Source organism: Mucilaginibacter sp. (assembly GCF_028288185.1).
In the GTDB taxonomy this organism is placed as follows: Bacteria; Bacteroidota; Bacteroidia; order Sphingobacteriales; family Sphingobacteriaceae; genus Mucilaginibacter.
This window is the reverse complement of record NZ_JAQBOF010000036.1, coordinates 92,910-112,044: the sequence shown is the minus strand read 5'-3', so window position 1 is coordinate 112,044 and position 19,135 is coordinate 92,910. Positions and strand designations below refer to the sequence as shown.

23 protein-coding genes and 1 tRNA gene are annotated in these 19,135 nt (G+C 40.6%); 11 read left to right on the top strand and 13 right to left on the bottom strand.

What is annotated here, in order from left to right; genetic code table 11:
- Window positions 1-7 precede the first annotated feature (7 nt).
- The 5 genes from JWQ34_RS16445 to JWQ34_RS16425 all read right to left on the bottom strand — a co-directional run bounded on the left by JWQ34_RS16445 (window position 8) and on the right by JWQ34_RS16425 (window position 4,606).
- Entirely contained in the window at window positions 8-235 is a 228-nt protein-coding gene (locus JWQ34_RS16445; RefSeq protein ID WP_299359050.1) for a DUF4266 domain-containing protein, read from the bottom strand.
- 6 nt (window positions 236-241) lie between these two features.
- Window positions 242-679, bottom strand: coding sequence for a thioredoxin family protein (locus JWQ34_RS16440; RefSeq protein WP_299359048.1), 438 nt, complete (start codon window positions 677-679; stop codon window positions 242-244).
- A gap of 10 nt (window positions 680-689) precedes the next feature.
- Entirely contained in the window at window positions 690-1,112 is a 423-nt protein-coding gene (locus JWQ34_RS16435; protein WP_299359046.1) for a ubiquinol-cytochrome c reductase iron-sulfur subunit, read from the bottom strand.
- 318 nt (window positions 1,113-1,430) lie between these two features.
- Window positions 1,431-4,232: a glycosyl hydrolase family 28-related protein gene (locus tag JWQ34_RS16430; RefSeq protein ID WP_299359044.1), complete on the bottom strand. Its 2,802-nt coding sequence runs from the start codon at window positions 4,230-4,232 to the stop codon at window positions 1,431-1,433.
- A 301-nt stretch (window positions 4,233-4,533) separates the two neighbouring features.
- Window positions 4,534-4,606 (bottom strand) — tRNA-Phe (locus tag JWQ34_RS16425).
- 209 nt (window positions 4,607-4,815) lie between these two features.
- On the opposite strand from JWQ34_RS16425, the gene JWQ34_RS16420 reads away from it, so the two are divergent.
- From JWQ34_RS16420 to JWQ34_RS16410, 3 genes are read left to right on the top strand one after another with little or no spacing between them, the layout of a single operon-like run.
- Complete coding sequence (locus JWQ34_RS16420) at window positions 4,816-6,123, top strand: (Fe-S)-binding protein (RefSeq protein ID WP_299359042.1); 1,308 nt, start codon at window positions 4,816-4,818, stop codon at window positions 6,121-6,123.
- Window positions 6,083-6,592 (top strand): DUF2750 domain-containing protein, encoded by a 510-nt coding sequence (locus JWQ34_RS16415; protein ID WP_299359040.1) that lies wholly within the window; start codon window positions 6,083-6,085, stop codon window positions 6,590-6,592. The genes JWQ34_RS16420 and JWQ34_RS16415 overlap by 41 nt, the downstream gene beginning before the upstream one ends.
- A 3-nt stretch (window positions 6,593-6,595) precedes the next feature.
- Window positions 6,596-7,384 (top strand): (Fe-S)-binding protein, encoded by a 789-nt coding sequence (locus tag JWQ34_RS16410; protein WP_299359038.1) that lies wholly within the window; start codon window positions 6,596-6,598, stop codon window positions 7,382-7,384.
- On the opposite strand, the gene JWQ34_RS16405 is transcribed toward JWQ34_RS16410, so the two are convergent.
- Entirely contained in the window at window positions 7,379-7,861 is a 483-nt protein-coding gene (locus JWQ34_RS16405; protein ID WP_299359036.1) for a hypothetical protein, read from the bottom strand. The two genes, JWQ34_RS16410 and JWQ34_RS16405, sit on opposite strands and share 6 nt — an antisense overlap.
- A gap of 46 nt (window positions 7,862-7,907) precedes the next feature.
- Between JWQ34_RS16405 and JWQ34_RS16400 the strand changes: the two genes are divergently transcribed.
- On the top strand, window positions 7,908-8,390 hold the full coding sequence (locus JWQ34_RS16400; protein WP_299359034.1) for an ABC transporter ATPase: 483 nt from the start codon (window positions 7,908-7,910) through the stop codon (window positions 8,388-8,390).
- 104 nt (window positions 8,391-8,494) lie between these two features.
- Here the strand turns inward: JWQ34_RS16400 and mtgA are convergent, their stop codons facing one another.
- Window positions 8,495-9,184, bottom strand: coding sequence for a monofunctional biosynthetic peptidoglycan transglycosylase (gene mtgA, locus JWQ34_RS16395; protein WP_299359033.1), 690 nt, complete (start codon window positions 9,182-9,184; stop codon window positions 8,495-8,497).
- A 33-nt stretch (window positions 9,185-9,217) separates the two neighbouring features.
- Here mtgA and JWQ34_RS16390 point away from each other — a divergent pair, with 33 nt between their 5' ends.
- On the top strand, window positions 9,218-9,412 hold the full coding sequence (locus tag JWQ34_RS16390; RefSeq protein WP_299359031.1) for a hypothetical protein: 195 nt from the start codon (window positions 9,218-9,220) through the stop codon (window positions 9,410-9,412).
- Window positions 9,413-9,669: 257 nt separating this feature from the next.
- Here JWQ34_RS16390 and rplI read toward each other — a convergent pair whose 3' ends face one another.
- Genes rplI through rpsF form a run of 3 tightly spaced genes read right to left on the bottom strand, consistent with a single transcriptional unit; the run spans window position 9,670 to window position 10,759 of the window.
- Window positions 9,670-10,113, bottom strand: coding sequence for a 50S ribosomal protein L9 (gene rplI, locus JWQ34_RS16385; protein ID WP_299359028.1), 444 nt, complete (start codon window positions 10,111-10,113; stop codon window positions 9,670-9,672).
- Window positions 10,114-10,130: 17 nt separating this feature from the next.
- Window positions 10,131-10,394, bottom strand: a complete 264-nt coding sequence (gene rpsR, locus JWQ34_RS16380; protein ID WP_067054791.1) for a 30S ribosomal protein S18 — start codon at window positions 10,392-10,394, stop codon at window positions 10,131-10,133.
- Window positions 10,394-10,759, bottom strand: coding sequence for a 30S ribosomal protein S6 (gene rpsF, locus JWQ34_RS16375; protein WP_299359026.1), 366 nt, complete (start codon window positions 10,757-10,759; stop codon window positions 10,394-10,396). The genes rpsR and rpsF overlap by 1 nt, the downstream gene beginning before the upstream one ends.
- A gap of 233 nt (window positions 10,760-10,992) precedes the next feature.
- On the opposite strand from rpsF, the gene JWQ34_RS16370 reads away from it, so the two are divergent.
- The 4 genes from JWQ34_RS16370 (at window position 10,993) to JWQ34_RS16355 (ending at window position 14,586) form a co-directional block, all read left to right on the top strand.
- A complete protein-coding gene (locus JWQ34_RS16370; protein WP_299359024.1) occupies window positions 10,993-11,271 on the top strand; it encodes a hypothetical protein in 279 nt (92 codons plus the stop codon).
- Window positions 11,272-11,427: 156 nt separating this feature from the next.
- Entirely contained in the window at window positions 11,428-13,236 is a 1,809-nt protein-coding gene (locus tag JWQ34_RS16365) for a DNA polymerase III subunit gamma/tau (protein ID WP_299359022.1), read from the top strand.
- 52 nt (window positions 13,237-13,288) lie between these two features.
- Window positions 13,289-13,825, top strand: coding sequence for a hypothetical protein (locus JWQ34_RS16360; protein ID WP_299359020.1), 537 nt, complete (start codon window positions 13,289-13,291; stop codon window positions 13,823-13,825).
- A 104-nt stretch (window positions 13,826-13,929) separates the two neighbouring features.
- The gene (locus JWQ34_RS16355) at window positions 13,930-14,586 is read left to right on the top strand and encodes a hypothetical protein (protein ID WP_299359018.1); all 657 of its coding nucleotides are present in this window, start codon (window positions 13,930-13,932) and stop codon (window positions 14,584-14,586) included.
- A 51-nt stretch (window positions 14,587-14,637) separates the two neighbouring features.
- Here JWQ34_RS16355 and JWQ34_RS16350 read toward each other — a convergent pair whose 3' ends face one another.
- Window positions 14,638-15,057, bottom strand: coding sequence for a hypothetical protein (locus JWQ34_RS16350; RefSeq protein WP_299359016.1), 420 nt, complete (start codon window positions 15,055-15,057; stop codon window positions 14,638-14,640).
- A 67-nt stretch (window positions 15,058-15,124) separates the two neighbouring features.
- The gene (locus JWQ34_RS16345) at window positions 15,125-15,832 is read right to left on the bottom strand and encodes a hypothetical protein (RefSeq protein ID WP_299359014.1); all 708 of its coding nucleotides are present in this window, start codon (window positions 15,830-15,832) and stop codon (window positions 15,125-15,127) included.
- A 257-nt stretch (window positions 15,833-16,089) separates the two neighbouring features.
- Between JWQ34_RS16345 and JWQ34_RS16340 the strand changes: the two genes are divergently transcribed.
- Entirely contained in the window at window positions 16,090-17,319 is a 1,230-nt protein-coding gene (locus tag JWQ34_RS16340) for an NADP-dependent isocitrate dehydrogenase (protein WP_299359012.1), read from the top strand.
- Between the two features lie 125 nt (window positions 17,320-17,444).
- Window positions 17,445-18,428, top strand: a complete 984-nt coding sequence (locus tag JWQ34_RS16335) for a type I phosphomannose isomerase catalytic subunit (RefSeq protein WP_299359010.1) — start codon at window positions 17,445-17,447, stop codon at window positions 18,426-18,428.
- 95 nt (window positions 18,429-18,523) lie between these two features.
- On the opposite strand, the gene JWQ34_RS16330 is transcribed toward JWQ34_RS16335, so the two are convergent.
- The gene (locus JWQ34_RS16330; RefSeq protein WP_299359008.1) at window positions 18,524-19,135 is read right to left on the bottom strand and encodes a YdeI family protein; all 612 of its coding nucleotides are present in this window, start codon (window positions 19,133-19,135) and stop codon (window positions 18,524-18,526) included.

Sequence of the window (19,135 nt, the reverse complement as noted above, 5' to 3'; positions counted from 1 at the left end):
TACGTTTCTAGTTACATCCGCAGCCACCGCCGCTTTTTCCACCATTTGCACCAGAACCGCCTTCACGATATAATTGGAAACTTTGTTCGAACTTTTGTGATTTGCGCGCCGTTAAATCCATCTCCGAATCATTTAAACGATTTTTTTGATAGGCTTTAACACTTGAGCACGATGCCAAGCCACATGCAGCGCATATACTTAACGCTAATAATTTTATTCGAGGTATCTTTTTCATATCGTTTTATTTAGAAGAACCGACAAATCCCCTTATTTGTTCAATGAATTTTTCAGGAGACTCATTAGGAAAACCGTCCCAGTCTTTTAATACTTTACCATGCTCATCCACTAAAATAGTGTAAGGGAATTTCCCATCGGGATTATACTTATCAGCTAACAATTCATTTAATTGGGTTTGCTCTTTAGACAATTGATTCTTTTTCTGTCTTGGAAAATCAGCACGCACCAATATCAAATGATCTGAAGCATAGTTCTCAAATGCATCCTTTTCTAAAATTTCTTTACGCTCCCGTATGCATGGCCCGCACCAATCAGAACCTGAAAAATTTATTAAAATAAGTTTATGTGATTTTTGTGCTTCGCGGATGGCCTGGCTAAAGTCACCCAACCAGGTAACATTTAACATAAGGCTTATAATAAAAGAAACAAATAATATTTTCATGATAATAATTTTATGAGTAAATTCTTAAAGCAGAACCACTTATTGAGGTATTGTAAACAGTAAGGTTTCGGTTAGCCGGCGAGTTTATAACTGCCCCTGCTTCAGTAAATGCCGATCCATGATTATTACAATAAAAATGTCGAGAATTTCCCTGGTAAACCAAAGGATAATTTTCATGCGTACATGATTGTTGAACGGCTATATATGTACCTGCAGTTGTGCGGGCAACCAAAACATTATTTGATGCAAGATAACCGCCATTATTTAACAATGTTGCATTGCCTGCTAATGAAAGATCTAACGTGAAGTCGACCCCGGTTGGGCCAGTTGTTGCTCCACCTGATGATGAACTCTTTGCGCACCCTGCACAACTAATCACTGTTAATGTTGCTGCGCTCATCCCTATTGCTGCTAAAAATCCTTTCCTATCCATAATTTTATCACTTTGGATGTTATAACAACAATTGTAACGTAACATTCTGTAGTTACTATGAAAAAAGCCATGATTTAACAATTTTTAACATAGTTTAATTTAGTTTTAATATATAGACTTGTGACAAGTCATTTTGTTTAACAGCCTTTATATAAAATTGGGCAAACAATAAAAGAAAGAAACGCTTTACGAAGCGTTTAAGCTGTTTCTACCAGCTATGAAAGTACAAAAAAGCCGCTCAGATTTCTCTAAGTGGCTTTCGTTTTTGTGGTCAAGAGTTTGTGTTTATCGAACCATTTTTGCGTTACATCAAAAATTTCACTTCTTATCGGGAACAATATCAGATCCATAGATCTTGCCCGGTTTCGCATTATTTTCCCTAAACCCAGAGATATAATAGTTATTGGTTAGCTCTGTTGATACGCCGGTCGCATGTAGCTTCGCATACACGTTATCCACGGTAGCCTCCCCTGGCATTCTTTGTGCGAAGTAAGAAGAGTACACATGCGCTTTTCCGCCTCTGTTATCTATGCCGGGAGCACCGGACCGTTGGAAGTTTGCTTGTTGAAAACGCATTGTACCGCTATTTATGATAGCCCCTACGGTAGGACTACCCCAAAATGCACTGTTGTACAGGATGAGTTGAGCATCAGGGTGAACTTTATTGGTATTTGCTTCGCTTCCCATCAAAACATATGACCTGACAGGCTCTGCTGTTCGTGTATTAACCAATTCGGAGTTGATCGCGATTAATTTGGTGTTTTTGTCGGCGTCTTCTACAAATAAAGAATACGAGCATCCGTCTGAACCGTGACCTATAACCGTCATTTTTCCAGGATTCTTACCGGTTATTGCATCTTTCAGGAAATGTATACCGTAGAATGACCCAAAAACAAAATTGTTGAAAATCGTCTGGCTTTTAATATCGGCGAATTTAAGCGCGCTGCAATTTGATTGTATGAAACGTGTCAAAGCTACTCTCGGATACCCCTGCCCCCCTTGTGGAAGTCGTGATCCGTAATGCGGATTTAGCTGCATATTCCGAATAAATCCACCTTCAGCACCTCCGCCTACCCAAATGCCTGCTCTTGCGAATACGCCGGCAAAATAATCAACATAGTGCCTGCTGGTGTTGTATGAAGCGAGGTCTATTCCCTTATCGCCGACCGCAGTCACATTAACAATATATACATTTGGGCCTTGTCCCTGTATCAGGAACGGGGTCTTTCTGGGATTCTCAGTGCTAAAACCGTCAGTTGCTAAATTAAGCTGCGCAATAGTTAATCCTCTGATACCCGCATCTGCCCCGAGCTGTATAAGAGAAGGGCCTTTTTCTCCGGCAGCACCGCCGGTATAAGTTGTAAATATACCAACACCACCACTTTGGGTATGATGCTGTACATCCCATGTTCCTCGCAATTCAACTCCCGAAGGAACTTTGATAGGATTGTTCACCAAATATCTTCCAGCCGGCAGATACAGTGTGCCGCCGCCGGCAGCCTCAACTGCGTTAAGCGCCGTTTGCAATTGAGCCGATACATCTTCTGCCGGTTGTTCGTTGTTAAAGCCTGTTGCTCTCGGCAGATCGGCTTTTAACACTTTGTTTGACGCAGGCTTGGGGTGTACTTTAATGTCCGTTACTACATTTTTAGGAATCGGATCAAACAAATATTCCTTGCTATTATTGATCTCAACTTTGGCGGATTTACTGTCATTTTTGATTTCTAATTTGCCGTTATAGCCGGAGTTGACCGATTTGAGCATATTCACGTCTGAACCCAGAAACACATGACCGGCAGGTTTTTTAAAATCGCACTGGGTGAGCAGTACATTACCATTATTTATTTTAAGCGCGTATTCGTTGTAGTCGCTAAACGTACAGCTTTCAAAGGATATAACTCCGTCGCTGCCATCGCTGACAATAGGTCCGGTGAAATCTACACCGTTGAATTGGACAGAAGTTTTGAAATCGTTATAGAAATACACGGCCTTACCATCTTTTTCAGCTCCAAATGTAGAATTGGATATAAGCAAACCGTATGGGTTGACGGCCTGAACATATAAACCGGTTCCGCAATTTTTGATATGAGTTTCGTAAAACTGCGCATTGGGGCTATCGGAGAAACCGGGTTCTCTGCCGACCCACATACCTGTCTTATAATCGGACACATACAAATCAGACACATATTCCCAATCTGAACGGTGCATATTGAATCCTGTACTGTTAGCTTTCGTGTACCCGGCAACCTTCGCAAGGGAGGGTGAACCTGGAAGACCTGAATTGGCCCAGTATTTAGGGTCTATTTTGACATTCTCGATACGTCCGATGTCGGTGCATACATGGACTTCGATCCCTGTACTAAGGGCGGTCATGTAGCTATTTAAAACATAATGAAGTTCGCTGGGAGCAGAATAGAAACCGTTGTAAGCGTTTACAAGAGTTACGTGTTCAATCGTCACACAGTCGCCGCCTGGCTGAAATAATGTCCATGGGTATGGTTTTATGTCGTTGATATCCTGTTCAGGATACCAAATTGACACGTTCGTCACGCCGGTTCCCGAATTCATATCTATAAATCTGTCGGCTATGCTGGTATAAGTTGTGCGGAGTGCATTGTTAGCCTGCGTGTCGTTCCACCAACTTTCAACAGTTCCATTATAATTGGGCGCGTTTTTGCCAACGCGCACTTCAAGAATGGTTCCCAGAACTTTCCCTTTGTTTAATTCAGGATCCGCCCAGTCGCCGCGAAGCTGCACACTCGTTGGGATATTCAGAACATATTGGTAATTAAAGTCTTTAGTTATTTGCTCAGTGCCCTGACGCACTCTAACGTTCCTGGTGGCAGTTTGCGTACTGCGGAACTCATAATTGCCCGCCGGTATATACACTACACCACCGCCGTTTTTATATGCGGCATCAATAGCAGCCTGGAAAGCCGATCTGTTGTCAAATCCTGGCTCGGCTTTCGCACCAAATCTCGGATCGGTCACCACAAAGTCAGATATAACCCAATCTTTTGTAGGATAAACAGTTTTTATGCTTCGTTGGTTTGCTTGCTGTCTATTCGCCCCTACTTGAGCATTAGCAATGTTTGTAATAAACATTGCTATAATTGCCATTATAGCAATGTTAGCCAATTTTGAAACTGTTTTTGCAATTCTGAAATTTACCCTGCTCATATGGTTATTACTTTTAAAAGATTGCTAATATACTGTCGTTTTCTTCTTTTATTTATAATGTAACCATTTTGAGACAGTGCCACTTTTGGGTGTGACATAATTGATTTAAAGCTACATTATTTTATTTTTCGTTGTAATAAACACTATCCGGTGGTCAGTTCAGCTTATGATCGGTTTTACCGCGCCATATACCCACACAAAAAAAGCCTCTCAGATTTCTCTAAGAGGCTTTCGATTGTTGTGGTATCAGCTGGGATCGAACCAGCGACACAAGGATTTTCAGTCCTTTGCTCTACCGACTGAGCTATGATACCGACCGTTTAAGGATTGCAAATGTAGCCTTTTTTTTATTTATCGGTAGTTTTTTTTGAAATTATATCACTTAATTTAAGTGTTTATAATTAACTGTCCAGTAAATCAAATATTTATAATCGAAAAAAAACATTTAAGCCCGTAAATGCTTCATGGTATTTTGATAGTTAATTGATAAAACTATCTTTGAGTAAATTACTATGCACGCATAATGATTGCACAAATTATATTCGGCTTAATATTAATTACAGCGATTTACCTTTTCAGCAAAAACGCGGGTAAAATACGGCGCAATATTTTATTGGGTCGTGATGTTAACAGGTCTGACCGCCCGGCCGAGCGCTGGTTGGTAATGACAAAAGTTGCCCTTGGCCAAACCAAGATGACTAAACGCCCGGTTGCTGCTATAATGCACTTCTTTATATACATTGGTTTTATTATTATCAATCTGGAAGTACTGGAGATAATGATAGACGGCCTGTTTGGCTCGCACCGTATATTTTCAAAACCTTTGGGCGACTTATATGGGCTATTGATTGGTGGGTTTGAGGTATTAGCCATATTAGTATTGGTGGCCTGCGTAGTTTTCCTGGCTCGCCGAAACATTGTACGCCTGAAGCGTTTTAGCGGCACAGAGATGACGCAATGGCCAAAAAGCGATGCTAACTATATCCTGATAATAGAGATATGCCTGATGACCGCCTTTTTAACCATGAACGCCGCCGACTATAAATTACAGGCATTACATTTTGGCCATTATATAAAAGCGGGCAGTTTCCCGGTGAGTAGTTTATTGGGTCCTATCCTATCGTCACACCCAAGCACATTGGCAATTACAGAAAGAGTGTGCTGGTGGTTTCATATCATAGGCATATTAGCTTTTTTAAATTACCTGCCCTACTCTAAACATTTTCATATCCTGCTGGCTTTCCCAAATACGTGGTATTCTAATTTAGAGCCTAAGGGCGAGTTTACCAATATGGCCTCAGTAACTAACGAAGTTAAGGCGATGCTTGATCCGTCATTTATTCCCGAAAGCAATGGCGAGGTAGCCCGTTTTGGCGCTAAGGATGTGACCGACCTCACCTGGAAAAATCTGATGGAAGCATATACCTGTACCGAATGTGGCCGCTGTACATCAGTTTGCCCCGCTAACATTACGGGTAAGTTATTATCACCCCGCAAAATTATGATGGACACCCGCGACCGCATAACCGAAGTTGGTAATAACCTTGATAAGCATGGTAAAGACCACCAGGACGGCAAGACCCTGTTAGACGATTACATAACCCGCGAAGAACTTTGGGCCTGCACCACCTGCAATGCCTGCGTTGAGGCCTGCCCGATAAATATTAATCCGCTGGAAATAATAACCGAGATGCGCCGCTACGTAGTAATGGAAGAATCACAAGCACCGGTAAGCTTAAATAATATGTTTGGTAACGTTGAAAATAATGGCGCGCCCTGGAAATACAGCAATGCAGATAGATTTAATTGGGCGGATAACAACGGCCAATAATTACAGTAGAAAGAATATGTCAGAAGATAAAGAAATAACAGATCAGGCTTATAGATCATTCATTGAAAAAACTGCCGCCTCAAAATTGGTATGGGGTTTATATGAAAAAAGGGGATGGGCCAGTTCGCACTCGGCCGAAAGCGAGGATGTAGATTTAGTGCCACTTTGGAGTGAAAGATCGCTAGCCAAGATCTGCGCTAAAGGCGACTGGCGAGGATACACGCCTACTGAAATCCCACTGACCGAGTTCCTGGAAAGCTGGTGCCTCGACCTGGCCGAAAACGAGATTATGATTGGTGTTAACTGGGATGCCAATTTAATGGGCTGGGAAGCCGGTGCGCTAAGTGTAGCGCTGGATATTTTGACCCAATTAAATGAGATCCAATCGGCTATTACATTTTCGAATTATAGCAGCATTGACGAGTTTATAACGGAAGTTACCGAGTTACTTAATAACGATATTATTTAACCTATGGAATTAAAAGTACCCACCATGGCCCAGCTAACTACCGAAGGCAAAGAGCCCGAAATACTGTTCTGGGTTGGTTGTGCCGGTAGTTTTGATGAGCGTGCGCAAAAAATAACACGCGACATCTGCAAGATACTGGAGCATGTAGGCATCAGCTACGCTGTATTAGGTACCGAAGAAAGCTGCACCGGCGACCCGGCTAAACGTGCGGGTAACGAGTTTTTGTTCCAGATGCAGGCCATGACCAATATTGAGGTATTAAATGGTTACAATATCAAAAAGATAGTGACCGGCTGCCCGCATTGTTTTAACACGATTAAGAACGAATATCCGGCCCTGGGTGGTAATTACGAAGTGATCCATCACTCGCAACTGATACAACAATTAATAGATGACGGCAAACTAAAGGCCGAAGGCGGCGAGAGTTTTAAAGGCAAACGTATTACTTACCACGACCCTTGCTATTTGGGCCGCGGAAATAACGTTTACGAAGCCCCACGCAAAGTTTTAGAGATACTGGATACCGAACTGGTTGAAATGAAACGCTGCAAAAGCAATGGCCTATGCTGTGGTGCCGGTGGCGCGCAAATGTTTAAAGAGCCAGAGAAAGGCATCAAAGACATTAATATGGAGCGCATTGACGAAGTTATAGCTATTAACGCGCAAGTAGTTGCCGCTGCTTGCCCGTTCTGCATGACTATGCTAAGCGATGGTGTTAAAAATCACGACAAGGAGCAGGAAGTTCTTGTTTTGGATATTGCAGAGATTACCGTTAGGGCAAACGGTTTATAAATTCTTCGCTTTAAAATAATTCAAAGCAGCACGCAAGCTATCCAACCGCTCGGGTTCCATATTTTTTACGGGGATGGTCAACACGTTCGCCATCGAGTCAACATTCCCCTGACGGTCATTATAAGTTTGTACGATGATGTCATCTGCTTTGGCTCTAAGTTGCAGGATACCTACGTTTACGTTTCCTATGTAATCCATATCTTCTAATTTCTGAAGATAAAAAGAAAAGTACTCCTGTTTGCCGTTTTGGTATATTTTACGCAGGCGAATAAAAGAATCGTCAGTTAATACCAGTTCCCATTTTTTTATTTTAACGTCTGCTGATGGGTCGAAAGATTGGGCAAGGCATTTGTTTCCCCAGGTTAGCCAATCCTGGTCGTTCATACCGGCGATGAAGCATAAACTAGCCACCGAGGTTAGTATAACAGAGAAGAGTATGGCTATTTTTTTATTTTTTGACAGAACTGATTTTATCATGACAACAAATCGCTGGCCCTAAGTTAATAATTTGGTAGCTTTGTGCATGCAATTTTCTGAAAATTCAAGAGTGTGGGTATATCAGTCGGATAAAAAACTGGCTGACGAGGTGGTACAGCAAATACAACAACAGCTAAACAGTTTTACTGCCGAGTGGACCGCCCACAATAACCAGCTTAAAGCCAAAGCCGAAATACGCTACAACCGCTTTTTAATACTAATAGTTGATGAAACGCAGGCAGGCGCCAGCGGCTGCTCTATTGATAAATCGGTACGTTTTATGCAGAATTTGGAACGCGAGTTTAACATCAACCTGTTTGATCGTTTTAACCTGGCTTACAAACAAGCCGATGAAGTGTTTTCATTGCCACGCCACGGATTTGAAGACCTACTTAAACAAGGCACCATAAATACCGATACAATAGTTTATAACAACCTGGTACAAAATCTAACCGAACTGCAAACCAAATGGGAAGTGCCATTTAAAGATAGCTGGCACATACAGTTGTTTAGGGATTTGGTGGTTTAGTATATCGTTGAGTCTTTTACATCGTTAAGACTTACGAAGTTTTAAAAACTTCGTAAGTCTACTGCGCCCATGTACTATCGTTTCCCCGCCAAGGGGCTAGGGGGCTAAAAATCCATCGGCCCTAATCTTCGCATATTCTTCATTATCAAATACTGTCGATGCCGCACATAATCTGTCGGATCAGTAGCCGACCATTTAAGCGGACTTGGAAAAATTGATGCTATGGCAGCAGCCTGTGCCCGTGTTAAGTCAAAGGCCTCTTTATGGAAATAGGCTTGCGCTGCGGCATTAACGCCATATATGCCATCCCCCATTTCAATTACATTAAGGTATACCTCCATGATACGGCGTTTGCTCCAAAATACCTCAATCAGCAACGTAAAATAAGCCTCAAAGCCTTTGCGCACCCATGATCTCCCAGGCCATAAAAATACATTCTTGGCTGTTTGTTGTGATATGGTACTGCCTCCAATTAATTTATTGCTGCGCGAGTTTTTCTGTATGGCTTTTTCGATAGCGTTAAAATCAAAGCCGTGGTTCTCTAAAAAGCTTTGATCTTCGGCAGCTACGGCTGCGCGTTTCATGGGGTCGGCAATGTCATCAAAGTCACGCCATTGCTTGTCAATCTTCCAATCCTTACCAGCAGCTTTGCGCTCAAACCCACGGGTAAGCATCAGCCAGGTTACAGGTGGGTTTACAAAGCGGTAAAATATCACCCAGAACACGGTAATCCCAATAAATAATATCAGGGATAATTTAACAAAACGCCAGATAAGTTTACCAATACCTTTCATGCGACTAAAATATTGTATTATTTCGGATTTCGGATGTTCGATTTCGGATTAGTTTATCACACCTGTATCAGGGCTTTAGTCGGTAGTAAAAACAGTCATTTTTCGGGTATTACTACTTTTGCCGGTAATAATTTCAGGCCATTTTCGGGTATTATGGGTTTTACCGGTAGTAATTTATGCCATTTATCGGGTATTGTGCGTTATACAAGTAGTATGTTTTATGATTAAAAATCTAATAATCAAATACTTAATTAAAATAAAAGAACTTGAGGGAGCGTATTTTACGCAAATCAGAAATTTGTTATTGCTTTGTTGAAATGGGTGGTTGGGGATTTTTGAAACGATACAATATACAAAAATTATAGCGGTTTACTGGTGACAGCACATAGCAAAACAAAAAAAGGTGTCAAGCAATGCTCAACACCTTTAATTTTAATATTTAAAATTTTAAATCCGAAATCGAAATTCCGAAATCCGAAATCAAATTACTCTGCTACTACCGAGAAAGGTACTTGTACCTTAACTTCTTTATGCAGGTTCACAATTGCGGTGTAATCACCAACAAATTTTGGCTCCTGGTCAAAAGTAATACGGCGACGGTCAACGTCAAAACCTTCTTTTTTCAATGCATCAGCAATTTGTATTGTGTTGATAGCACCAAATATTTTTCCGGTTTCGCCTGCTTTAGCACCGATAGTAAGTTTAACACCTTCTAAACGGGTTGCAATAGCATCAGCATCCTTGCGTATTTTTTCTTGTTTAAATGCAGCTTGTTTTAGGTTTTCAGCCAAAACTTTGCGTGCAGATACAGTAGCTAATATGGCGTATCCTTTAGGAAATAAAAAATTACGGCCATATCCTGGTTTAACGGTTACTACATCGTCTTTATCGCCCAGGTTTTTTATGTCTTGTTTTAAAATAACTTCCATTGTCTTTTACCTCCCGATTATTTTAATGAGTCTGTAACATAAGGTAATAAACCAATGTGGCGCGCACGTTTAACAGCTTGAGCCACTTTACGCTGAAACTTTAATGACGTACCGGTTAAACGGCGAGGTAATACTTTACCCTGATCATTAATAAACTTTAATAAAAAGTTAGCGTCTTTGTAATCAATATACTTAATACCATTCTTTTTAAAACGGCAGTATTTTTTACGATTGTCCTCTACTTTAGGGGCCGTTACGTATTTAATTTGGTCGTTTGCCATTAGTTTGCTTCCTCCACTTTAGCAGCTGGTTTCTTGTTAAAGGCACCGCTACGTTTTTTCTCATTGTAAGCTATGGCATGTTTGTCCAAAGCAATTGTAAGGAAACGCAAAACACGCTCATCGCGTCTTAACTCGACTTCCAATTTGTTAATTAAATCACCTGGAGCCTTAAATTCAGTTAAGTGATAGTACCCTGTAGTTTTCTTTTGAATAGGGTACGCTAATTTTCTCAAACCCCAATTATCCTCCTGGACAATTTCGGCTCCGCCATCAGTTAAGGTCTTGCTGTATTTGGCTATTGCCTCTTTAGCAGTTTCTTCTGATAACAACGGGGTTAGAACGATCACGATTTCGTACTGTTGCATTATTATACTTTGATTTTTAATTATTTAACCCGACAATTCGGGGCTGCAAATGTAGCAAGATATTTTTATTTATGCAACATAAAGTGCAGTAAAATTAAAGACAATACAGTAACCTAATTTTAGCTATAAATCTCAACCAACTTTTGTTAATAAAAATAAAACCTGAAATTAACACTGCAGATAAAACATTAAGCTAATTTAGATTGTCATTATTTTAACAAAACAGCACTGCCATGGATTTTGAATATATTGAAAGCCAAACTGCAAATCATACTACATTTATGTATGATACCATCTATTTTCAAGCCCCCGGGGATGATTATGATGAAACAGAAAGTGACCAGGAAGACGATGAAGAAGACGAAGATTTTGACGACCAAGCCGCCGATCTTGATGACCTGCATGCCATACAGGTAAATGATGATATAAATGAGCCTAATGCTGATGGCGAATATGACATTACCAACCCTGATCCGGATGACGACCATTTGCCGGATGATGACTTGCAATAAAAGACTAACCCGTTGTCTGTGTCCCCACAGACAACGCCGGTAAAGCAGTCTGTGAGGACACAGACTGCGGGGACGTTATCTAAGTCAATCTCTAATTTATCAACAATCCTTTTTTGACACTTTCAGGTAAAGCAATTTCTTGCTAACTTAGTAGCTGTGGATAATTTTATCGTTTCGGCACGCAAATATCGCCCGGCTACTTTCGAAACCGTTGTTGGTCAGCAACATATAACTAATACGTTAAAAAACGCTATTAAGAATAATCAGTTGGCGCAGGCTTTTTTATTCTGCGGGCCGCGGGGTGTAGGCAAAACTACCTGCGCGCGTATCCTTGCTAAAACCATAAACTGTACCAATTTACAGCCCAATGGCGAAGCTTGCAGCGAATGTCCATCATGCAAATCATTCCAAAACGGTAATTCATTTAATATACATGAGCTGGATGCAGCATCAAACAACTCGGTTGATGATATCCGCAGCCTGATTGAGCAAGTGCGCATACCGCCACAAGGCGCACGCTACAAGGTTTATATTATTGATGAGGTACACATGCTATCGCAGGCGGCTTTTAACGCTTTCCTGAAAACGCTGGAAGAACCACCGCATTATGCCATTTTTATACTGGCTACTACCGAGAAGCATAAAATACTACCCACCATCCTGTCGCGCTGCCAGATCTTTGATTTTAACCGGATAGGTGTTGATGATATGGCTAACCACCTGGCATCAATAGCCGGTAAAGAAAATATTAAATATGAGGTTGATGGCCTGCATATCATCGCCCAAAAAGCGGATGGTGGTTTAAGGGACGCGTTATCCATGTTCGATCAGATCGTTAGCTTTTCGGACGCTAATGTTACCTATCGCTCGGTAATTGATAATTTGAATATACTTGATTACGATTACTACTTTAATATAACCGATAGTTTACTTACCGAAAATACTGCTAAAACTCTGTTATTTTTTGATGAGATATTAACCAATGGGTTTGATGGCGCACATTTTATATCGGGGCTGTCAGAACATTTTCGCAATTTGCTGGTGACTAAAGATGCATCGACCTTAAAATTATTAGAGGTTAGCGAGGGTATTAAAGCTAAATATTTGCAGCAATCGCAGGCGGCAAGTGTATCGTTCCTGTTATCGGCAATGAATATTGCTAACCAATGCGATCTTAATTATAAACTGAGTAAAAACCAACGTTTACAGGTTGAACTGGCTTTGCTTAAAATGTGCCATCTGCTCTCGGTATTTAGCCTGGAAACCACGCCGTTAACTGTAATGCCCGATGCAAACGAGCAGCTAAAAAAAAAACCTGATACCCCAGCAGTAAGCGCCACTAAACCGGCAGCAATTAATAACGAAGTATCAATAGTTAGTGATGCCCCGGCAACTTATGCCACATCACCAAAAATTACTGAATCGGTTAAAGAGATTATAGAAACCAAGGCCGAACCTGTAATTGCCGAAAAACCCAAACCAACATTTATACCTAATGCCGGCAGTACATCAATAAAAATACCATCGTTAAAAGATATTGGTAATACTAAAGAAACCATAGCCGAGGAAGAAGACCCTTATGAAAAAGGTGATGCCGCCGAAGACTTTAGCTTTGATGATTTTTTAAAGCATTGGAATGAATTTGCCGCTACTATAAAAGCCGCTGGCCGAATGAGCGTGTTCACCATATTTATATCAGAAGTACCTAAAATGCTTCAACCTTATGTGTTTGAGGTAGTGGTTGAAAATAAGGTACAGGAGCAGTTATTTCGTGGCGAAAAACCACCGTTGCTTAATTATCTGCGCCAAACGCTTAAAAATTATAATATAGAGGTTAATACCCGCATTGATGAACAGGTAAGAGTAAAACGCCCTTACACGGCCCAGGAAAAATACCAGCACATGGCAGCAAAAAACCCACAGCTGGCCGAACTGCGAAAGCGCTTCAATCTGGATTTTGATTGATACCCCTAAAATTATATCTTTATAGACAAAGTGTTTTTTTGATAGATAATAAGTGAAAAGATATACAAAGATATTATTAACATTAGCTGCCTGTATCGCAATAAACGCATGCAAGCTTGACAAGCCCGTAACACCCGCAGCTACCAGTAGCACTGACCCTACTGATGGACAAACAGTTTTAGGTATTGTAGTAAAGGGCAAAACATTAAATGATAGTTATTTAAATGCTTTATGGAAAGCAACGCTAACTGCACAACAGCTTTATGATACGGCTAACATAGTTGTATCGGGTGTCGGAGTGCCTAATAAATTTTCTGCTGTTAAGCTGGATGACCAGGCAAAAACCGCTACTTATACTGATTTGCCTGCATCCGCCGGGCCATCCACAGAAACTTATCAATTATCAACATCAAATAATGTTTTATATATAAAACTTACACCTAACCCATTTTTTACCAGCAAAACAAGCGAAGTTAGGATCACCAATTTAACATCTACATCCATGACCTGGGTTGCGCTTGATACTGTCTCAACATTACTTAGTGGTAAATACTTTCATAAAGGCTACCAGATAACATTTACTAAATAAAGTTGAGGCTTATGCTTAATAACATAACAGCCTGATTATTTTATAGTAAGTCATCCATTTTTTTAAATAAAATCTTTACTTTTATTTAACGTTACCCAGTTATAATGAAAAAACTCTACAAATTATTTTTAGCGCTAGCTTATGTTAGTGCAAGTTTAGTAGCATGTAAACTTGACCCGCCCATACTACCCGGCGATCCAAATTATGTGGCAACCGAAGCTAATACTACATCAACCGGAACCACAGGAACCACTGGCGCTACCGGAGCAACGGGCGCTATCGGAGCAACGGGCGCTACGGGAGCTACCGGAAACACAGGTACTACGGGCGCTACAGGAATAACAGGGACGGTTACGGGCACTACTACTATTGGGTCAGTTGTAAGTAACAGCGGTTTAACAGGTGTTTGGACTAACGCGACAACCAAATCAATCTTTATTGATCAGACCAATACTTTTCTTGGCGTTCCGCTTTCATCGAGTAATATACTAACCACCGCAACTTTTATTGATGCTGCTAAAACCTGCACCGTGGTAAGCAGCCTATCAACAAACAGACCTTCTACTTATACATTATCAGGATCGGGCACTAATTTATTTATACAATTCCCATCCGATCCTTTTGCCAGGTCAGCAAATGATAAGATACAAATAATCGCCTTATCGGCTACAGATATGACCTGGTTGGTTATTGATCCATCTACGACATCAGCGGGCGGGCAAACCATACGATCAGGTTATATTTTAACCTTTACCAAATAATTAATTTCATCAAAACAAAAGCCGCCTGGTTGATTCGGGCGACTTTTTGCTTTAGTGTATATTAGGTGTATCGTTTTTAGGATATCCTTCTTCATCCAAATCATCACGGTCATCCTCTGGCGTGTGGGCCAGGCTTTCATCAAGCGGGTCAACAATAATGCTTTCGCCATCATCAATATGCATACCTAGCTGGTCAACATCTGTTTCTAACGACTCATTGGGTATATACTCATCAACTGCGTCATAAGGGTTAGCTTCATCGTAAGTTGAGCTGATGTCGGCTCCGTTTTTCTGCGAAGTATTGTATGGATCAGGATGATCATAATCAGGGTCATCGCTTTTCACATCAAGTTCATAGCTGTTATCATCGGCATTAAAACGCAATTGCCCTTTGTCAATAGTTTCGCCTAGTTCGTCCCTCAAGGTTTTATCCCTGTCATCGTTTTCGTTGTTAAAAGGATTATTGTTCATGGGTTTATAATTTATGTTTATACAGTAAAAACCCTGCCAAGATCAATTTAATAGCTTAAAAAAGATATTAATAAGTGATTTGTTTTCTATAAGAAATAACACCACCTACGGCAAATTTAATACCGAAAGAAATTTGAGAGTAAGAGTCTCTTTGTTTACCAACACCATAACCATCTAATTGATCGCCCATTATAAAGTTATATTGGTAACCAATATCTATTTTAAACCCGGGCTGATTATAACGGTTATAAAATTTAAACTCGTAACCAATCCTTGCCGGTATAAGTATCTCGTTGCTGTTGTCTGCGCCGGCAGTATAAAATCCGGGCACTAGAATTGATGCCCTGTTAATTTCGGTTAAGTGGTTTACTATAAACCCTACACCTGATGAAACGTACACGTTTTTAAAGGCATTGGCCAAACCACCTTGCGAGTAGTCTATTATCTCGCCCATCTGCAGCTGCGCCCTAAACATAACAGCATTAAAAGTATTGGTAAACTGCCTGCCCGTAGTGGTAGTTAATGAGTCGCCCCCTTGCAGTGTGCCGGTTTGAAACTCGATAATGTAATTTACAAATGGGCTTACATTATAATTAAAGTTAAAATGGCCCGATTTGGTACTTTTAATGGTTTGCGCGTCTGTATAGGCTTGGTTCATATCCAGTCCTATACCCAGATCATACTGTGCATAATCATTACCTACCTGCGCCTTTGCTGTATAGCCCAATAAACATGAAAATACAATTATTACAATAGTTTTTAAACGGTTTATCATATAATAGTATAACGGCAAGGTGGTATTTTAAATGTTTTTGTATTAGACTGATAACAATATTATAATAACATACAAAAACGCTATCGGTTTGCTTGCACAATTTTTATAGTTGATAAAAATACAACCAAACTTTAATAAAACAATAATAACGTAAAATTATAATCACATATTGGCATTTCGGCAAGTAATAAACTAAATGGTAATTTCAATTTTTATATATTTGACGCCATTAATAATAATAAAACAGAACACCTGGTATGTCAAAAATTAAAGTAAATAATCCGGTAGTTGAGCTGGATGGCGATGAAATGACCCGCATTATCTGGAAGTTTATAAAAGATAAACTGATAGTCCCTTATCTTGATCTGGATATTAAATATTATGACCTGGGTTTAGAGTATCGTGATGAAACTAACGACCAGGTTACCATTGATGCCGCTAATGCGATAAAACAATATGGCGTGGGTATTAAATGTGCTACTATAACACCTGATGAGCAGCGTGTAGAAGAGTTTGGCTTGAAACAAATGTGGAAATCGCCAAACGGAACTATCCGTAATATATTAGACGGTACAGTTTTTCGCGAGCCTATTGTAATGAACAATGTACCGCGTTTGGTACCAAACTGGACCGCCCCTATCTGCATTGGCCGTCATGCTTTTGGCGACCAATACCGCGCTACCGACTTTTTAACCAAAGGAAAAGGTAAGCTGACTATAAAATTCACACCAGAGGATGGCAGCCCGGAGCAATCATTCGAGGTATTTAACTTTAAAGGTGATGGCGTTGCGTTGGCAATGTATAATACAGACGAATCAATCCGCGGTTTTGCACACGCTTGCTTTAACCAGGCGTTGATGAAAGGCTGGCCTTTATATTTATCAACCAAAAACACCATCCTTAAAAAATATGATGGCCGTTTTAAAGATATTTTTGAAGAGATATACCAGGCAGATTATAAAACCAAATTTACTGATGCCGGCATTACTTATGAGCATCGTTTAATTGATGACATGGTTGCATCGGCCCTTAAATGGAATGGTAACTTTGTGTGGGCTTGTAAGAACTATGATGGCGATGTACAATCTGACACCGTAGCACAAGGCTTTGGCTCATTAGGTTTAATGACATCTACCCTGGTTACACCGGATGGCACCGTTATGGAAGCAGAAGCAGCACACGGTACAGTTACCCGCCACTACCGCGAACACCAGGCTGGCCGTCCGACATCAACCAACCCTATTGCCTCTATCTTCGCATGGACCCGTGGTTTAGAGTTCCGTGGTATATTAGACAGCAACCAGGAGTTGATAGATTTCTGTAAAGCTTTAGAAGAAGTTTGTATTGAAACTGTTGAAAGTGGTAAAATGACCAAGGATTTGGCCATCACCATTAAGCCAAAAGTTGCACACGGTACAGATTATTTATATACCGAAGAGTTTTTGGAAGCAATTAACGAAAACTTGAAGAAGAAGTTAGGTAAATAGAAACGCAATACTTGGCATCTCTGAACCGAGATATTAAGCCCATTCTTAAAAGGATGGGCTTTTTTTGTAATCCTTTTATTCCACCCTTATCCAAAATCCCTAACTTAGCGCAAAATTTATCTATCATGTCTACAGCTTTATACCCATTAAAATTTAAAACCATTTTTAAAGACAAGATCTGGGGTGGTCAAAAAATAAAAACCTATCTGCATAAAGATTTTGGCAACCTGCCAAACTGCGGCGAAACCTGGGAAATTTCAGGTGTTAAGTCGGATGTTTCTATTGTAAATGGTGGCGCGTTAAATGGCGAGTCGCTGGCTGATCTGTTAGAGCAATATGGTGCTGATTTGGTTGGCGAAAAGGTGTACAAACACTTTGGCAATATCTTCCCATTGTTAGTAAAGTTTATTGATGCTAACGAGGACCTTTCTATCCAGGTACACCCCAATGATGAACTGGCAAAGAAACGCCATAACTCTTTTGGTAAAACCGAGATGTGGTACATTATTGAATCTGATCCGGGTTCGACCCTGATTGCCGGTTTTAATAAAGAATTAACGCAGGAAGAATACCTGGAAAAATTTAATAGCGGCCATTTAATGGACATATTGAACCGCGAAACCGCTAACGAGGGTGATGTTTTCTTTTTACCTGCCGGACGCGTGCACACCATTGGTGCGGGTTTATTATTAGCCGAGATACAGCAAACATCCGACATTACTTACCGTATTTATGATTTTGACCGTGTTGATGCCAACGGCAACAAACGCGAGCTGCATACCGAAGAAGCATTAGCCGCAATAGACTATAAATACTACGGCAACTACAAAACCAAATACACACCCGAAAAAAACGAAACGGTTGAACTGGTTAGCTGCCCATACTTCACCACTAGTATATTAGATGCTACCGAAAGCACCAGCAAAGATTACAGCAATCTGGATTCGTTTGTGATACATGTTTGCCTTGCAGGCGCTTATACCATTAAATACAACGGCGAAGCATACCCTGTTAAAATGGGCGAATGTATTTTGTTGCCAAAAACTATTGATAAAATAGAGTTGGAAACTACAGGTGGTTTTAAAATATTGGAGAGTTTTATAGCGTAAAGCCCCCTCTAAATCTCCCCCGGTAGGGGAGACTTTTTATTTTTGTTTTAAACTTTCTTTAAAAGCCCTCCCTTCCGGGGAGGGTTGGGTGGGGCTTACTTGTACTTCCAATTCCTTGACTTACCTTCTGCCATCCATTCTAAAGCAGTTTCCACACGTTTTTGGCGGGTAGGTTCGGTCTTGGCCTCGGTTATCCACTCCAAATATTCGCGTTTACATGACGGGCTAAAATCCTGGAATGTGGCCAGTGCTTTTTGGTTACCTGCTAATGCTGTTGCAAAATAATCGGGCATTTCTATGGGTGCTTTTGCAGCAGGCACTTTTTTTGTGGCTGGTTTGTAATTGTTATCCTTTAATGCTATTGCCTGCAAAATCAAGTCTTTAAGGATCGCATCATCCGGTAAATCAGACAGTTTGGTTATTCTGCCAAAGTTACCTGCCGCGTCCCTTTCGTGAGAATGTTTCAAAACGCCGTTGGGATCAGACAGAGCTCTGCTGTTCCAAAAGCCAAAAACACAATGTTCTTTAAAGCCACCCATATTGGCAAGTACGCCTTTATACTCAAAAAACGGATGACCCCATTTTACGGTTTCGATTATTTGCGGCGAAACAGAATGCATCAGCTCGCGCAAATGTTTTAATATGGGCTGGGCAAAAGCCGCTTTTTTGCTTATATACTCGTCTATGCGGTGATCGTATTGTTCCAT

Excerpts from the sequence above, each read along its gene's own strand:
- JWQ34_RS16445 (WP_299359050.1), bottom strand. The coding sequence starts at position 235 with ATGAAAAAGATACCTCGAATAAAATTATTAGCGTTAAGTATATGCGCT.
- JWQ34_RS16440 (WP_299359048.1), bottom strand. The coding sequence starts at position 679 with ATGAAAATATTATTTGTTTCTTTTATTATAAGCCTTATGTTAAATGTT.
- JWQ34_RS16435 (WP_299359046.1), bottom strand. The coding sequence starts at position 1,112 with ATGGATAGGAAAGGATTTTTAGCAGCAATAGGGATGAGCGCAGCAACA.
- JWQ34_RS16430 (WP_299359044.1), bottom strand. The coding sequence starts at position 4,232 with ATGGCAATTATAGCAATGTTTATTACAAACATTGCTAATGCTCAAGTA.
- JWQ34_RS16420 (WP_299359042.1), top strand. The coding sequence starts at position 4,816 with ATGATTGCACAAATTATATTCGGCTTAATATTAATTACAGCGATTTAC.
- JWQ34_RS16415 (WP_299359040.1), top strand. The coding sequence starts at position 6,083 with ATGCAGATAGATTTAATTGGGCGGATAACAACGGCCAATAATTACAGT.
- JWQ34_RS16410 (WP_299359038.1), top strand. The coding sequence starts at position 6,596 with ATGGAATTAAAAGTACCCACCATGGCCCAGCTAACTACCGAAGGCAAA.
- JWQ34_RS16405 (WP_299359036.1), bottom strand. The coding sequence starts at position 7,861 with ATGATAAAATCAGTTCTGTCAAAAAATAAAAAAATAGCCATACTCTTC.
- JWQ34_RS16400 (WP_299359034.1), top strand. The coding sequence starts at position 7,908 with ATGCAATTTTCTGAAAATTCAAGAGTGTGGGTATATCAGTCGGATAAA.
- mtgA (WP_299359033.1), bottom strand. The coding sequence starts at position 9,184 with ATGAAAGGTATTGGTAAACTTATCTGGCGTTTTGTTAAATTATCCCTG.
- JWQ34_RS16390 (WP_299359031.1), top strand. The coding sequence starts at position 9,218 with ATGTTCGATTTCGGATTAGTTTATCACACCTGTATCAGGGCTTTAGTC.
- rplI (WP_299359028.1), bottom strand. The coding sequence starts at position 10,113 with ATGGAAGTTATTTTAAAACAAGACATAAAAAACCTGGGCGATAAAGAC.
- rpsR (WP_067054791.1), bottom strand. The coding sequence starts at position 10,394 with ATGGCAAACGACCAAATTAAATACGTAACGGCCCCTAAAGTAGAGGAC.
- rpsF (WP_299359026.1), bottom strand. The coding sequence starts at position 10,759 with ATGCAACAGTACGAAATCGTGATCGTTCTAACCCCGTTGTTATCAGAA.
- JWQ34_RS16370 (WP_299359024.1), top strand. The coding sequence starts at position 10,993 with ATGGATTTTGAATATATTGAAAGCCAAACTGCAAATCATACTACATTT.
- JWQ34_RS16355 (WP_299359018.1), top strand. The coding sequence starts at position 13,930 with ATGAAAAAACTCTACAAATTATTTTTAGCGCTAGCTTATGTTAGTGCA.
- JWQ34_RS16350 (WP_299359016.1), bottom strand. The coding sequence starts at position 15,057 with ATGAACAATAATCCTTTTAACAACGAAAACGATGACAGGGATAAAACC.
- JWQ34_RS16345 (WP_299359014.1), bottom strand. The coding sequence starts at position 15,832 with ATGATAAACCGTTTAAAAACTATTGTAATAATTGTATTTTCATGTTTA.
- JWQ34_RS16340 (WP_299359012.1), top strand. The coding sequence starts at position 16,090 with ATGTCAAAAATTAAAGTAAATAATCCGGTAGTTGAGCTGGATGGCGAT.
- JWQ34_RS16335 (WP_299359010.1), top strand. The coding sequence starts at position 17,445 with ATGTCTACAGCTTTATACCCATTAAAATTTAAAACCATTTTTAAAGAC.
- JWQ34_RS16330 (WP_299359008.1), bottom strand. The coding sequence starts at position 19,135 with ATGGAACAATACGATCACCGCATAGACGAGTATATAAGCAAAAAAGCG.